Origin of the sequence: Streptomyces sp. NBC_00820 (genome assembly GCF_036347055.1) — a bacterium.
Taxonomy (GTDB): Bacteria; Actinomycetota; Actinomycetes; order Streptomycetales; family Streptomycetaceae; genus Streptomyces.
Map to the genome: position 1 here is coordinate 3,545,958 of NZ_CP108882.1, position 14,984 is coordinate 3,560,941.

Sequence of the window (14,984 nt, forward strand, 5' to 3'; positions counted from 1 at the left end):
TGTGTGCATCGAGCATACCGACGTACACAGCATCCATGCATTCACGTGCGTGTACAGACCGAGTTACGTGAACCGTGTTGACTCGGTTCACAAGCTCTGCTGTTATTGACCCAGCGAACGAGCGGCCAGCCGAGGGGGCGGTCGCCGCATCGGGAGGGAGCCCGTCATGGGCATGAAGGGCAAGATCGCGCTGGGCGCTGTCGCGGGCTTCGTGGTCATCGGTGTCGTGTCGGCGAACGCCGGCAGCGACGGCAAGGACGGTGGCGGCAAGGACACTTCGGCCACCGCCGACCGCAAGTCCGGCGGCGGCAAGTCCGCGGGGGGCGCCAAGGCCGCCGAGAAGAAGAAGGCCGCCTTCGACGGGGACGGTGAATTCACCGTCGGCTCCGACGTCAAGCCCGGTACCTATCGCACCACCGGCAACACCGACGACATGTGTTACTGGGAGCGCGACAAGGACGCCTCGGGCGAGATGGACTCCACGCTCGCCAACGACAATGTCAGCGGCGCCAGTTACGTGACCATCAAGGCCACCGACAAGCTCTTCAAGTCCACCGGCTGCAAGGACTGGGAAACCGTCGACCCGAAGGCGAAGGGCACGCCCGCCTCGTCCATGGCCGGCAACGGGGGCATGTTCAAGGTCGGCACGGACATCGCGCCGGGCACCTACAAGTCGACCGGGAACGCCGACGACTCCTGCTACTGGGAGCGCACCAAGGACGCCGAGCACGGACTCGACTCGATCATCGCGAACAACAACGTGACCGGGAACGCCGTCGTCACCATCCGCTCCACGGACGCCTACTTCAAGACGACCGGCTGCGGGAACTGGAAGAAGACCGCCTGACCAGGCCTCCGTCCCGCACCACCCGCACGAACCGCACCGCCCCGCACCACCCCGCGTGACCCGCTCCACCCGCACGCGCCGCACCGTCGGCGCGGGACTCCTGGAAACGTCCCGCGCCGCGCCGCTCCCGCCGGCCCCGCCCACCGCCCGAGGCCCCCTCGGACCCGGACGAACCGGCTCTCGCAGCACCACAGTTCATCTTTGATCAACTCCACCGAGGAATTCCCATGCGTCTTTCGTCCCGCCTCGTCCAGGTGTTCGCCGTCGCGGCGCTCCCCCTGGCCCTCGCCGCCTGCTCCACCGGCACGGACGCCACGGCCACGACCACGAAGGCCAAGGCCAAGGACCCCAACGCCGGCCTGCTGACGGGCACCCAGCTGAAGAAGGCCCTGGCGCCGGCGTCGGTCGTCCCGTCCTACCTCGCCCCCGTCGCGGGCGGTTCCCCCGACAGCGGCAGCCAGTTCATGGACCCGTCCGCCCGGAGCACGGGGAAGCCGAAGTGCTCCGACTTCGAGAGCAACGCCTGGCTGAGCGTGAGCGGCTTCAAGGGCGGCGTTTCGTTCGCGCAGGGCGACTACGTGAACAAGGCCCAGACCGAGGAGATCGCCGAGGAGATCGACGCGTTCCAGGGAACGACCGCGAAGTCGGTGATGAAGTACGTACGGGAAGCCGCCGCCGCGTGCCCCACGTTCACGGACACCGACGCCCACGCCGAGGTCAAGCTCGTCGGCCACGCCGCGCCCGGACTCGGTGACGAGGCCTACACCATTCGGCTCACCAGCCCCCGCTTCGAGAACGGTTCCACCCTGGTGGCCGCCCGCGTGGGCAACTCGGTCGTCACGGTGCTGTCCTCGGCCGGCAACGACGACGGTGCCGCCACCGCCGGCACGGTGGTCACCCACATCGTGGACGCGCTGAAGGCCAAGGCCGCCAAGTCCTGATCACCGGGGCCGACGGGTGGACCACCTGTCGGCCCCTTCTTCAGGCCTCCTCCTGGCTTCCTCCCGGCCTTCCCCGGCCTTCCCCGGCCTTCGCCCGGCCTCCTCCTGGCCTCCTCCTGGCCTCCCGCCGGCCTTCTCCTCGCCCGCGGCTCAGCGCGCGTGGAAACGCGCCGGCGCCTCGGTCGGGTTGCCCCCGGACGGCAGCTTCTGGCCCGGGCAGGCGGCGAGGACCTTCTTCATCGCGGCCTTCTCCCCCGAGGTGACCCACAGGCCGTACTTCTTCTTCACGGCGACCTGCGCGGCGACGTAGTCGCAGCGATAGGTCTTGTTCGGCGGCACCCAGGTGGCCGTGTCGCCGTCCCCCTTGCCGCGGTTGGTGCTCGCGTCGACCGCGAGCAGGTTGAGGGGATCGTTGGCCAGCGCTATGCGCTTGCTGGGGTCCCAGTACTTGGCGCCCTTCTGCCAGGCGTCGGACAGGGCCACGACGTGGTCGATGTCGACCAGGCTGCGGCCACGCCGGTAGGTGACGTCCTTGCCGGAGTAGGGGTCCGGATCCAGCAGCCCGTAGGTGACCTTGCAGGTGCCGCCGGTGAACTTCACCGACTTCAGGTCGCGCTTGAGGATGTCGTCGCGGGTGTCGCAGGAGTTGGAGTCGGTGTCGGCCCAGGCGGTGCCGAACCTCGTCCGGGAGTAACCCGTCTTCGGGGCGCGCCCCTTGACGGGCAGCGAGTCGGCGGCGGTCAGAGCGGCTCCCCCGCCCCCCTGCCCGCCGGGCCCGGAGGCCCCCTTGGCGTGATCATCGGCCTTGCAGCCGGCCACGGCCATCAGTACGGCCAGCGCGATGACCGCCCCGCCCCTCAGACGCGCCACGTGCGTCCCCCCTCGCTCACCCTGGTCCGCCCTGGTCCGTCTTGGCCCACCCGCAGATGCGGGGCGGATCGTTCCGCCTTCCACCGTAACGGCCGTACCGCTTCCAGCAGACAGTGCCTAAAGGGGCATACGGGGGCAATCCGTGGGCGCATGGGGGCATGTGGCGCCGTACGGGGGGGGAGCGGAACGGGTGCCCTCGTGCGCCCCGCTCCCCGGTGCCGTACGACCCGCGGTCTACGGCCTCACGACCCCAGGATCGATGCCAGGAACTCCCCGACCCAGCCCAGCAGTTCCCGTCCGACCAGCGGCTTGCCGCCGATCTTGGCCGTCTTCGGGCGCGGGACCAGCACCTGGTGCGCGGCCGGCTTGATGACCGTGCCCGGGTAGAGGCGCTTGAGGCGCAGCTCCTGGGACTCGCGCAACTCCACCGGCGCGAAGCGGATGTTGGTGCCCTGGAGGACGATCTCGCCGACGCCGCACGCGCGCGCGAGCATCCGCAGCCCGGCCACCAGCAGCAGGTTCTCCACCGGCTCGGGCAGCTTGCCGTAGCGGTCGGTGAGCTCCTCGCGGACGGCCTTGACGTCCTCCTCGGAGTTGGCGGAGGCGATGGACCGGTAGGCCTGCAGGCGCAGCCGCTCGCCGGGGGCGTAGTCGTGCGGGACGTGCGCGTCGACGGGCAGCTCGATCTTGACCTCGAGCGGCGCCTCCTCCTCGATCTCACCGGTCTCCAGCTGACGCCGGTAGTCGGCGACGGCCTCGCCGACCATGCGGATGTACAGGTCGAAGCCGACACCCGCGATGTGGCCGGACTGCTCGCCGCCGAGCAGGTTGCCCGCGCCTCGGATCTCCAGGTCCTTCATGGCGACGTACATGCCCGCACCCATCTCGGTGTGCTGGGCGATGGTCGCGAGCCGCTCGTGCGCGGTCTCCGTGAGCGGCTTCTCCGGCGGGTAGAGGAAGTAGGCGTAGCCGCGCTCGCGGCTTCGGCCGACGCGTCCGCGCAGCTGGTGCAGCTGGGAGAGGCCGAAGGTGTCGCCTCGTTCGACGATCAGCGTGTTGGCGTTGGAGATGTCGATGCCGGACTCGACGATCGTCGTCGACACCAGGACGTCGAACTTGTTCTCCCAGAAGTCCACGACGACCTGCTCGAGCGCCTGCTCCGACATCTGGCCGTGGGCGGTGGCGATGCGCGCCTCGGGGACGATCTCGCGCAGCCGGGCGGCCGCGCGGTCGATGGACTCGACGCGGTTGTGGATGTAGAAGACCTGGCCCTCGCGCAGCAGTTCGCGGCGGATGGCCGCGCCGATCTGCTTCTCCTCGTACGGTCCGACGAAGGTCAGGACCGGGTGGCGCTCCTCCGGCGGGGTGGTGATCGTGGACATCTCGCGGATGCCGGTGACCGCCATCTCCAGGGTGCGCGGGATCGGGGTGGCCGACATGGTCAGCACGTCGACGTTGGCGCGGAGCTTCTTCAGCTGCTCCTTGTGCTCCACGCCGAAGCGCTGCTCCTCGTCGACGATGACCAGGCCCAGGTCCTTGAACTTGGTCTCGGAGGAGAACAGGCGGTGGGTGCCGATGACGACGTCCACCGATCCCTCCTTCAGCCCCTCCAGGACGGCCTTCGCCTCGGTGTCGGTCTGGAAGCGGGACAGGGCCCGCACGTTCACCGGGAACTGCGAGTACCGCTCGGAGAACGTGCCGAAGTGCTGCTGCACCAGCAGGGTGGTGGGCACCAGGACGGCGACCTGCTTGCCGTCCTGTACGGCCTTGAAGGCGGCGCGCACCGCGATCTCGGTCTTGCCGTAGCCGACGTCGCCGCAGATCAGGCGGTCCATGGGGACGGACTTCTCCATGTCCTCCTTGACCTCGGCGATGGTGGTGAGCTGGTCGGGGGTCTCCGCGTAGGGGAACGCGTCCTCCAGCTCGCGCTGCCAGGGGGTGTCGGCGCCGAAGGTGTGGCCGGGAGCGGCCATACGGGCGCTGTAGAGCTTGATCAGGTCGGCGGCGATCTCCTTGACGGCCTTCTTCGCGCGCGCCTTGGTCTTCGTCCAGTCCGCGCCGCCGAGGCGGTGCAGGGTGGGGGACTCGCCGCCGACGTACTTGGTGATCTGCTCCAGCTGGTCGGTGGGGATGTACAGGCGGTCGCCGGGCTGGCCGCGCTTGGCGGGGGCGTACTCCACGACCAGGTACTCGCGGGTGGCGCCCTGGACGGTGCGCTGCACCATCTCGATGTAGCGGCCCACGCCGTGCTGTTCGTGGACGATGTAGTCGCCCTGTTCCAGGGTGAGCGGGTCGATGGTCTTGCGGCGGCGGGCCGGCATGCGGGCGCCGTCGCGGCCGGCGGCCTTCTGGCCGGACAGGTCGGTCTCGGTGAGGACGGCGAGCTTGAGGCCGGGGTCGATGAAGCCGTAGTCGATCGAGCCGCAGGAGACGTGCACCAGCGACGGGCTCAGTTCGCCGAGGTCGGCGTCCAGGCGGGCCGCGATGCCCTCGCTGCCGAGGACCTCGGTGGTGCGGGCCGCCGGGCCGTGGCCCTCGGTGACGTAGACGGTGCGCCAGCCCTCGGCGAGCCAGCCCTTGGTGTCGGCGAGGGCTCTGGCGGTGTCGCCCCGGTACATCTCGGTGGCGTGCATGCCGAGCTTCAGCGTGTCGGCGTCGAGCTCCTCGTCGGCGGCGAACGGCGAGACGGACCACCACATCATGTCCAGCTCGCGCGCGCGGTCGCGGACGTCGGCGATGGACCACAGGGAGGCGGCGCCGACGTCGATGGGGGCTTCGCCGCCGCCCGCGGTGGCCGCCCAGGACGCCTGGAGGAACTCCTGCGAGGTGGCCACGAGGTCCGACGCGCGCGTGCGCACCCGCTCGGGGTCGCACACGACGGTCATGGCGCCCTTGGGCAGCACGTCCAGCAGCAGTTCCATGTCGTCCACCAGCACCGGGGCCAGGGACTCCATGCCCTCGACGGCGATGCCCTCGGCGATCCTGCCGAGCAGTTCGCCCAGTTCGGGGTGCTGTTCGGCGAGGACGCGCGCGCGTTCGCGGACGTCGTCGGTGAGCAGCAGTTCGCGGCAGGGCGCCGCCCACAGGCCGTGCTCGGCGACTTCGAGGGAGCGCTGGTCGGCGACCTTGAAGTAGCGGATCTCCTCGACGTCGTCGCCCCAGAACTCGATGCGCAGGGGGTGTTCCTCGGTGGGCGGGAACACGTCCAGGATGCCGCCGCGCACGGCGAACTCGCCGCGCTTCTCCACCAGCTCCACGCGCGCGTAGGCGGCGGCCGCGAGGGCTTCCACGATCTCGTTCAGGTCGGCGGTCTGGCCGGTCCTCAAGGACACCGGTTCCAGGTCGCCGAGGCCCTTGACCTGGGGCTGGAGCACGGAACGGATGGGGGCCACGACCACGGAGACCGGGCCGGTGTCGGGGTCGTCGGGGCGGGGGTGGGCCAGGCGGCGCAGGACGGCGAGGCGGCGGCCGACGGTGTCGCTGCGCGGGCTGAGGCGTTCGTGCGGGAGGGTCTCCCAGGAGGGGTACTCCACGACACCCTCGGAGGGCAGCAGCGAGCGCAGGGCCGCCGCGAGGTCCTCGGCCTCGCGGCCCGTCGCGGTGACCGCGAGGACCGTACGGGCGGAGTCGCGGGCCAGGGCGGCGATCGCCAGGGGGCGGGCCGCCGGGGGTCCGACCAGGTCGACATGCATGCGGTTGCCGTCCGTGGCCGCCGTGATCGCTTCCGCGAGAGCAGCGTCCTCGACGACGGCATCGAGCAGACCGTGCAGGCTCATGTAGGGCTTCCCGTCCGGGGTGGGCAACGCGAACCGCCCGACACGCGTGGCGGGCCGGGGGTTCCAGGGTACGTCGCCGGGGAGCGCGTCACCTGGTGGAGTGAATGCGCTGGCCCGGGCGGGGGACGGCGGCTACCGTGGAGGCGGGCCTAGTCCGGCCCCTGGTCCACTCAGCCGGGAGACCTTCATGGACACGCAGCACACCCAGCGGCGGTACAACGTCCACGAGGCCAAGACCCACTTCTCCCGGATACTGCAACTGGTGGAGACAGGGGAAGAGGTCATCATCAGCAGGGCGGGTGAGCCGGTGGCGAAGGTGGTGCCGCTGCGGGCCAAGGTCAGCCGCACGGACTACGGGGCACTCCGGGGCCAGGTCCACGTCCCGGACGACTTCGACGAACTGCCCGACGACGTCGCAGACGCGTTCGGGATGCGGTGACGGCCCGATGGCCTATCTGCTCGACACCCACGCCGTGCTCTGGTGGATGGACGCGTCGCCGGAGTTGTCCGGCGAGCTCAAGGAACTGCTTCGCACCGAGCCCGAGGTCTACGTCAGTGCGGTGACCCCCTGGGAGATCGCGCTCAAGCAGTCACTGGGCAAGCTGCCAGGCCCTCCGGAACTGGCCGAACGCGCGCGCGACCTGCAGTTCAGACATCTCCCGATCACCGCCGATCACGGTGTGCGCACCGGCCGTCTGCCCTGGCACCACCGCGACCCCTTCGACCGCATCCTCGTGGCCCAGGCCCAGCTCGAAGACCTCACGATCATCACCCGCGACACCTGGATCCCGAAGTACGACGTCCGGGTCCTGCCCGCCTGACACGGCAGAAGAAAGGGCCCGGTGCCGGCGAGTCCCCAAGGCTCTCCGGCACCGCACCCCTCCCCGTGGCGCGCGCCCGCTAATCCGTCGCGATCGCGTTCAGGACGTTCATCCGGCCCGCCCGGAAGGCCGGGATCAGGGCGGCGAAGAGGCCCACGAAGGCCGAGGCGACGAAGACACCGATGATGGTCGGCCAGGGGATCTCCAGGATCTTCAGGCCCTCCAGGGCGAGGAGCTTCTGGGCGGTGGCACCCCAGCCCATGCCGAGGCCGAGACCGAGCAGGGCTCCGAAGAGGGCGATCACCACGGACTCCAGGCGGATCATGCGGCGCAGCTGGCGGCGGGAGAGGCCGATGGCCCGCATGAGGCCGATCTCCCGGGTCCGCTCGACGACCGAGAGCGCCAGAGTGTTCACCACGCCGAGGATCGCCACCACGATCGCGAGGCCGAGCAGGCCGTAGACCATGTTCAGGAGCTGGCCGACCTGGTCCTTGAGCTCCTGCTTGTAGTCGGTCTGGTCGCGCACCTGGTACTGCGGGTACGGCGCCATGGCCTTCTTCAGGGCCGCGTACGCCTGCTCCTCCTGACCCTCCTTGGCCTTGGCGAACATGATCTCGTTCGGCGGGACCTTGCTCGCGGGCACGTACTTCTTCATCGTCGCGATGCTGGTGTAGCGGGCGCCCTGGTCGATGGCGACGTCGTCGTCCGTGATGGCCGCGATCTTGAGCTTGGCCGTGGAGCCGCCGTCGAAGGCGACGCTCAGGGTGTCGCCGACCCGCACGTGGTGCTTCTTGGCGTAGTCCGAGCCGACCGACATGGCGTCCTTGCCGTACGCCGCCGACAGCTCACCGGCGGTCGTCTCGCGCCGCAGGTCCTGGGCGTAGGTCGGGTCGGCCGCGGTGATCTCGTAGGCGTCGACCTTGCCGTCCGGCGAGGTCATCTTCGCCGCGAGGTCCTTGTAGCGGGTGACGTGGTCGAGGCCCGGGGTCTGCTCCATGGCCTTCTCGGCCTGCGGGACGATCCGCTGCTGCCCCTGGACGATGAAGTCCGCGCCGACCGACCTGTCCAGCTCGTCGGTCGCCGAGGCCACCATGGAGGAGCCGACCACGGAGAGGCAGGCGACCAGGGCCAGGCCGATCATCAGGGCCGCGCCGGTGGCGCCGGTGCGGCGCGGGTTGCGCAGCGCGTTGCGCTCGGCGAGCCGGCCGACCGGGCCGAACATCCGCAGCAGGACCGCGCTGATCACCCGGACCACACCGCCGGCCAGCAGCGGGCCGACGATCACGAAGCCGATCAGGGTGAGGACGACGCCCGCGCCGAGTGCCGGCGAACCGTCGCTCGCCTTGTCGGCGCTGCCCGCCAGGTAGAGCGCGAACGCTCCGGCGCCGGTCAGCACCAGGCCGATCAGTGCGCGGACGAGTCCGGCCCGGCCGTCGGCCGGGGTGCCCGCGTCGCGCAGCGCGGCCATCGGGGAGACCTTGCCGGCGCGCCGGGCCGGCAGGTAGGCGGCGAGGACGGTGACGACGACGCCGAGGATCATGCCGATGACCGGGGTGGCCGTCTTGACGGTCAGGTCGCGGGTGGAGAGGTCCATGCCCATGGACGCCATGAGCTTCATCATGCCGACCGCGAGGCCGACGCCCGCGGCGACGCCGAGGACCGAGCCGATGACGCCGAGCAGCAGCGCCTCGACCAGTACTGAGCGGTTGACCTGCTTGCGGGAGGAGCCGATGGCGCGCATCAGGCCGATCTCGCGGGTGCGCTGGGCGACCAGCATCGAGAAGGTGTTGATGATCAGGAAGATGCCGACCAGGAACGCGATCCCGGCGAAGCCGAGCATGGCGTACCTGATGACGTTCATGAACTCGCCGACGCCCTCGCGGTTCTCGTCGGCGTTCTCCTTCCGCGTCTGGATCTTGTAGGACCCGTCGAGCGCGGTGGAGACGTTCCGCTTGAGGCGCGCGTCGGAGACGCCGGGCGCGGCGGTGACGTTGAGCTGCGTGAACCGGTCGGTGGCGCCGAGGAGTTCGCGCTGGGCGGTGGCGGTGTCGAAGTAGACGACGGCGGCACCGGGGTTGGTCACCTTGAAGGTGGCGATGCCGACGATCCTGGCCTTGAAGTCACCCGTGACGGCGATGGTGCGCAGTTCGTCGCCCATCTTCAGGTGGTGCTTGCCGACGGTGTCGGCGTCGACCATCACCTCGGCCGGCCCGCGCGGGGCGTGGCCGGAGGTGATCTCCATGGAACGCAGGTCGTTGTGCGTCCAGTTGCCGGCGATGGTCGGGGCGCCCGTCGTGGAGCCCATGTTCTCGTTGTCGCCGTTCACGACGGTCACGTTCATCGAACTGACCGCGCCTTCGGCGGACTTGACGCCTTCCACCCGCTTGGCCTGTGCGAGGACGGAGTCCGGCACCGACTCGGGCTTGCCGTTCTGCGGGGTGTCGTCGCTCTTCGCCGCCTTCGGCAGCACGGTCACGTCGGACGCGGTGACCGCGAAGAGCTTGTCGAACGTGGTGTTCATCGTGTCGGTGAAAACGAGAGTGCCGCAGACAAATGCCACCGACAGCAGGACCGCGACCGCCGAGAGCGCCATGCGGCCCTTGTGCGCGAAGAAGTTGCGCATCGAGGTCTTCATGACGGTCATGAGGTGCGTCCCCGGGCATCAAAGGCCTTCATGCGGTCGAGGACCTGGTCGGCGGTCGGCCGGAGCATCTCGTCCACGATGCGGCCGTCGGCGAGGTAGAGCACGCGGTCGGCGTAGGAGGCGGCGACGGGGTCGTGGGTGACCATCACGATGGTCTGGCCCAGGTCGTCGACCGAGCGGCGCAGGAAGCCTAGAACCTCCGCGCCCGCGCGGGAGTCGAGGTTTCCGGTCGGCTCGTCACCGAAGATGATCTCCGGGCGGGCGGCGAGCGCGCGGGCGACCGCGACGCGCTGCTGCTGACCGCCGGAGAGCTGGGCGGGCCGGTGCCTGAGCCGGCCGGCGAGCCCGACGGTCTCCACGACCTGGTCCAGCCACGCCTTGTCCGGCTTGCGGCCGGCGATGTCCATGGGCAGCGTGATGTTCTCGATCGCGTTCAGCGTCGGCAGCAGGTTGAACGCCTGGAAGATGAAGCCGATCCGGTCCCGGCGCAGTTGGGTGAGCTTCTTGTCCTTCAGGCCGGTGATCTCGGTCTCGTCCAGGTGGATCCGGCCGCTCGTCACCGTGTCGAGGCCGGCGAGACAGTGCATCAGGGTGGACTTGCCGGACCCCGAGGGGCCCATGATCGCGGTGAACTGGCCGCGGTGGATGTCCACGTCGACATGGTCAAGGGCGACGACACGGGTCTCTCCGGCCCCGTAGGCCTTCACGACCTGCCGCGCCCGCGCGGCAACGGCCGTAGGCCCTCCAGTGCCCCCGTGCCTGGGAATGGTCACAGCCGATGTCACGGTATGTCTCCTATGTCGTATGCCGTATGGCATGTGTCGTACGCCGTACGGCGCGTGGCGTGCGCGGTACGTCGTGTGGCGTGTGTGGCGTGTGCCGTGAGGCGGATCTGCCGAGACGTCCGGCGGCCCGGCGCCCGTTCGTCCGGGTACGTCGACGAGTCTGGCGGGAGAGGGGGGTGCCGCGCGCTGGTGCGAGGCCCCGTCCCTCGGTGGGGTAAACCCCACCACCGCCGGTTCGGTCAGCCGCCCCTCAGCGGCGTAAAGCCAGGTTAAGGACGCCCTCGGGCCCCTCTCGTCCTCCGCGGGGACGAACCCTCCCCGAGCCCTGACACGGAGATACCCCTAGGGGTGCGCCACCACCGGGTGGACCAGGTCTCAGGGTCGCCGACACCCCGAGCGTCCACCCTCACGCCGCGTCAGGGTCAACTCCGCGGCAGACGAGGGTTTCGCCGCAGTAAGCGCGTACCTGCTGTTCACTTCGGCGAAAACGCCGCGCCACACAAAACCCACGAGTAGCGTGCGTGACTCCGCTCTCCACCAACCCCCCCACCTCCCTGCGGTCCACCGCCATGGACCCGAGCCGCGCAAGGAGCACCGGGATGTCCTACGACCCCTACGACCCGCCGCACCCGCAGTCCCCACTGCCCCCGCGGTCTCCCCTGTCTCCGCAGTCCCCACTGTTCCCGCCGTCCCAGGTCACCTACCCCTGGCAGCCACCGCCCCGGCAGCCGCCCCGCGGCATGCCCCAGACGCCCCGCGAACCCCTCGGACGCCACAGCGACCTGCGCGTGCTGCGCCGTGCCTACCGCTGGCAGCGGCGCACCGCCACGCTCACCGCGCTCGGCTACTTCACGCTGTTCCTCGTCCTGTCCGCGTTCGCCCCGCACGTCATGACGGTCACGGTCGCCGACCACATCCCCGCCGGCCTGCTGCTGGCCCTGATCCAACTCCCCGTCACCTGGCTGGCGATCGCCCTGTACGAGCACACCGCGCGCCGCCACGTCGACCCGCTCGCGGACCGCATCCGCAAGGAGGCTGAAGTGAACGCACGGCGAGGAGCGGGCCGATGACCGCTCTCACCACGCTCGCGGCACTCGTCGGCGACACCGTCCCGGGCGCCGTTCCCCCGGGCGCCCCCGGCTCTCCGGGCTCCCCCGACCCGTCCGGCCCCGCCGGTCTCACCGGCTTCAGCGGGTTCAGTGGCTCGGCCCAGGCGATGTCGCTGGTCGCCTTCTCCACCGTCGCCACGCTCACCCTGCTGCTGTGCGTGATGACCGGCCCCGACCGCGACGACCTCGACGAGTTCTACACCGGATACGGCTCCCTGTCCCCGCTGCGCAACGGCCTGGCCATCGCCGGCGACTACATCTCCGCGGCCACCGTCCTCGGCACGGGCGGCGTGGTCGCCCTGTGCGGCTACGACGGGCTCGTCCTCGCCCTCAGCACCACCCTGTCGCTGATGCTGCTGATGTTCCTGCTCGCCGAACCACTGCGCAACGCCGGCCGGTTCACCATGGGCGACGCGCTGGCCCGCCGGCTCCCGGGCCGCGCCGTACGGATCGCGGCCTGCGTGGTGACGATCGCCGCGCTGCTGCCGCTGATGCTGGTCCAGCTCGCCGGCACCGGGCAGCTGATGGCGTTCGTCCTCGGCTTCTCCAACGAGTCGCTGAAGACCGGCTGCGTCGTGGGCCTCGGCGCGCTGATGATCAGTTACGCGGCGATCGGCGGCATGAAGGGCACCGCGCTCATCCAGATCCTGAAGATCGTGATGCTCTTCGGCTCGGGCGGTGTGATCGCCGTTCTGATCCTGCACCGCTTCGACTGGGACCCGGGCGCCCTCTTCACCGCGGCGGCGCAGCACAGCGGGGCCGGACCGGCCTTCCTGCACTCCGGGCTCCAGTTCGGCGGCGGCCGGTACCCCCGCCTGGACATGATCGCCTCGGAGCTGACCGTCGTCCTCGGCGGCGCCTGCCTGCCCCACGTCACCATGCGCATGTACACCGCCTCCAGCGCCCGCCAGGTACGCCGCTCGATGTCCTGGGCGGTGTCGATCGTGGCCCTGTTCGTGCTGGTCATCGCGGTGATCGGGTTCGGTGCCACGGCCCTGCTCGGCCGCCCGGCGGTCGCGGCCGCCGACCCGCAGGGCAACACCGCCTATCTGCTCGGCTCACGCGCGGCCTTCGGCGCCGACGTGTCCACGGCGGAGACCTTCCTGTTCACCCTGGTCACCACGGCGATCTTCCTGACCATGCTCGCGTCGGTCGCCGGCATGATCCTCGCCTGCGCCAACTCCCTGGCCCACGACGTCTTCGCCGCCCGCGTCCGGGAGATGCCGGCCCGTCGTGAGATGGCCCTGGCCCGCCTGTCGGCGCTCGCCGTCGGCGCGCCGACGATCCTGCTGGCCACCCTCGTCCAGCACCACAGCCTGCAGCCCCTGGTGACCTTCTCCTTCTGCGTGGGCGCCTCCGCCCTCGCACCCGCCCTGGTCTACGGCCTCTTCTGGCGCCGCTACACCCGCAGCGGGCTGATGGCCACGCTCCTCGGCGGCTCGCTGACCGTGCTGCTGCTCATGCCGGGCACCAACCTCGTCTCCGGCTCGCCCATCGCGGCCTTCCCGCAGGCCGACTTCAACTGGTTCCCGTTCACCACCACCGGCATCGTCTCCATCCCGGCCGGCTTCCTCTTCGGCTGGCTCGGCACCGTCGCCTCGGGCCGCCGCAAGGCGGAGGAACAGCGGCGCCAGTACGAGGCGGTGGAGGGCTGGATCCTGGCGGGGGCGGTACGCAGGGGGAGGTGAGGACGCGGGAGGGCGCAGACGGCGGGAGGGCGCGGGACGAGACGCGGACGCGACGGCACGCGGCGGCACGCGGGCCATGGCAAGGACGCGACGGCACGCGGGCCATGGCAAGGAAGCGGCAGCACGGGCGGCGGGACGAGGCGAGGAAGTGGCGGGGCGGCCCGCCTACTCCAGCGCCGCCGCTCTCCCCGTCAGCGCCATCAGCCTGTTGCGCACGTCGTCCATCTGCGCCTGGACCTCGTCCCACCTCTCGCCGTGCTCGCGCAGGACGCGTTCCGTCTCCCGTGCGAGGCGCTCCTCGCGCACCCGGGCCTCGGCGATGATCTCGGCGCCTCGTGCGCGCGCCTCCTCCTGGCAGCGGCGCGCGGACTCCCCGGCCTGGCCGAGCCCCCGCTCCGCCTCCGCCAGGGCGGCCTCCGCGCGGCGGACCCGCTCGGCGTGGCGGGCCTCGAACCCGGCCACGCGCGCGGCCTCCTCGCGCCCGGCCGCGGCCCACCGCTCGTCCCGCTCCCCGGAACGCTCGGCGAGCACGCCGGTGGCGCGCCGCCGCGCCTCGCGCAGCCCGGCGAGGGCCTGCCCGCGCCGTTCCCGTACCTCCCGCCGGGCGCCGACGCGCAGGTCGTCCGCCTCGGCGCGCGCGGCAAGCAGCCGCCGCGCGGCGCGCCCTTCCGCCTCCGAGCGGAGGGCGGCGGCGTCCTCCCGCGCGGCCCGCAGCGCGTCGGCGGCGCCCGCCTCGGCGTCCGCGACCCGCTGCCGCGCCGCGCACCGCGCGCGCTCGCGGACCTCTGCCGCCTCTTCCCGCGCGATCTGGAACAGCCGCTGCGCGCGCTCCCCGAGCGTCTCGTACGCCTGCGGCGCGAGCCGCGCCACGACCTCCCGCAACCGCGCCGCCTCCGCCTCCATCTCCTTGGCGAGCACGGTCAGCCGCGCGGCACGCTCCCACGCGGCGTCCCGGTCCAGCGACAGCGCCTCCGTGTACGCGTCGGCCTGGTCGGGGCGGTAGCCGCGCCCCCGGACGGTCACGAAACCGTGCGGCGTCATCGATGCGCTGCTCACCCAGGGCACCCCTCTCCGGTGGACATACACGACAGGATGATTTCGCGCATATCCTGATGGATCAGGCGTAAGGGTTCATAACGCGACACTCCGCGCGTACGTCACGGGCGGACCGGCCGGGGCGGCGGGGAACGCGACCGCCCAACGCCCGGATCGCGCCCGGTCGGCGCACCGCCGTACGGCCTCCCAGGTCCGGCGACGGGCGCGGCGACACCCCGGACCCGCCCGCGCGGCACCCGCGCGGATTCCCCCGCTCCGCCGCGCCCATCCGGGTGAGGGGCAGGGCGAGGCACCGCTCGCGGTCTCCGTCCCCGACCTGGACCAGCAGAAGGGCCTGTACGTCCGCATCGACGACGTCGACCCGGCGGAGAGCGAACCGGCCGACTTCCACTGCTCCTCCACGACGACACCGCACACGGCGATCACCGAGGAACTGTGCGGGTGGCT

The 14,984-nt window shown here is 71.1% G+C and carries 11 protein-coding genes; 6 read left to right on the forward strand and 5 right to left on the reverse strand.

Annotated features, from left to right (window positions below):
• Window positions 1-166 precede the first annotated feature (166 nt).
• Both OIB37_RS16005 and OIB37_RS16010 read left to right on the forward strand, forming a co-directional pair.
• Window positions 167-847, forward strand: a complete 681-nt coding sequence (locus OIB37_RS16005; protein ID WP_330458272.1) for a hypothetical protein — start codon at window positions 167-169, stop codon at window positions 845-847.
• Window positions 848-1,074: 227 nt separating this feature from the next.
• Window positions 1,075-1,788 carry a hypothetical protein gene (locus tag OIB37_RS16010; RefSeq protein WP_330458273.1) on the forward strand — a complete coding sequence of 238 codons (714 nt, stop codon included), beginning with the start codon at window positions 1,075-1,077 and terminating at the stop codon, window positions 1,786-1,788.
• A 150-nt stretch (window positions 1,789-1,938) separates the two neighbouring features.
• Here the strand turns inward: OIB37_RS16010 and OIB37_RS16015 are convergent, their stop codons facing one another.
• Both OIB37_RS16015 and mfd read right to left on the reverse strand, forming a co-directional pair.
• Window positions 1,939-2,658 (reverse strand): HNH endonuclease family protein, encoded by a 720-nt coding sequence (locus tag OIB37_RS16015; protein WP_330458274.1) that lies wholly within the window; start codon window positions 2,656-2,658, stop codon window positions 1,939-1,941.
• A gap of 242 nt (window positions 2,659-2,900) precedes the next feature.
• Entirely contained in the window at window positions 2,901-6,434 is a 3,534-nt protein-coding gene (mfd, locus tag OIB37_RS16020; RefSeq protein ID WP_330458275.1) for a transcription-repair coupling factor, read from the reverse strand.
• Between the two features lie 187 nt (window positions 6,435-6,621).
• Here mfd and OIB37_RS16025 point away from each other — a divergent pair, with 187 nt between their 5' ends.
• Both OIB37_RS16025 and OIB37_RS16030 read left to right on the forward strand, forming a co-directional pair.
• Window positions 6,622-6,873 carry a type II toxin-antitoxin system Phd/YefM family antitoxin gene (locus OIB37_RS16025; RefSeq protein WP_330458276.1) on the forward strand — a complete coding sequence of 84 codons (252 nt, stop codon included), beginning with the start codon at window positions 6,622-6,624 and terminating at the stop codon, window positions 6,871-6,873.
• 7 nt (window positions 6,874-6,880) lie between these two features.
• Entirely contained in the window at window positions 6,881-7,255 is a 375-nt protein-coding gene (locus tag OIB37_RS16030; protein WP_330458277.1) for a type II toxin-antitoxin system VapC family toxin, read from the forward strand.
• Window positions 7,256-7,334: 79 nt separating this feature from the next.
• Here OIB37_RS16030 and OIB37_RS16035 read toward each other — a convergent pair whose 3' ends face one another.
• Window positions 7,335-9,899: an ABC transporter permease gene (locus OIB37_RS16035; RefSeq protein WP_330458278.1), complete on the reverse strand. Its 2,565-nt coding sequence runs from the start codon at window positions 9,897-9,899 to the stop codon at window positions 7,335-7,337.
• Entirely contained in the window at window positions 9,896-10,684 is a 789-nt protein-coding gene (locus OIB37_RS16040) for an ABC transporter ATP-binding protein (protein ID WP_330458279.1), read from the reverse strand. The genes OIB37_RS16035 and OIB37_RS16040 overlap by 4 nt, the downstream gene beginning before the upstream one ends.
• A gap of 599 nt (window positions 10,685-11,283) precedes the next feature.
• On the opposite strand from OIB37_RS16040, the gene OIB37_RS16045 reads away from it, so the two are divergent.
• Window positions 11,284-11,754 carry a DUF485 domain-containing protein gene (locus tag OIB37_RS16045; protein WP_330458280.1) on the forward strand — a complete coding sequence of 157 codons (471 nt, stop codon included), beginning with the start codon at window positions 11,284-11,286 and terminating at the stop codon, window positions 11,752-11,754.
• A 146-nt stretch (window positions 11,755-11,900) separates the two neighbouring features.
• Entirely contained in the window at window positions 11,901-13,481 is a 1,581-nt protein-coding gene (locus OIB37_RS16050) for a sodium/solute symporter (RefSeq protein WP_330461865.1), read from the forward strand.
• A gap of 165 nt (window positions 13,482-13,646) precedes the next feature.
• On the opposite strand, the gene OIB37_RS16055 is transcribed toward OIB37_RS16050, so the two are convergent.
• On the reverse strand, window positions 13,647-14,537 hold the full coding sequence (locus OIB37_RS16055; protein WP_330458281.1) for a cellulose-binding protein: 891 nt from the start codon (window positions 14,535-14,537) through the stop codon (window positions 13,647-13,649).
• Between the last annotated feature and the right edge of the window lie 447 nt (window positions 14,538-14,984).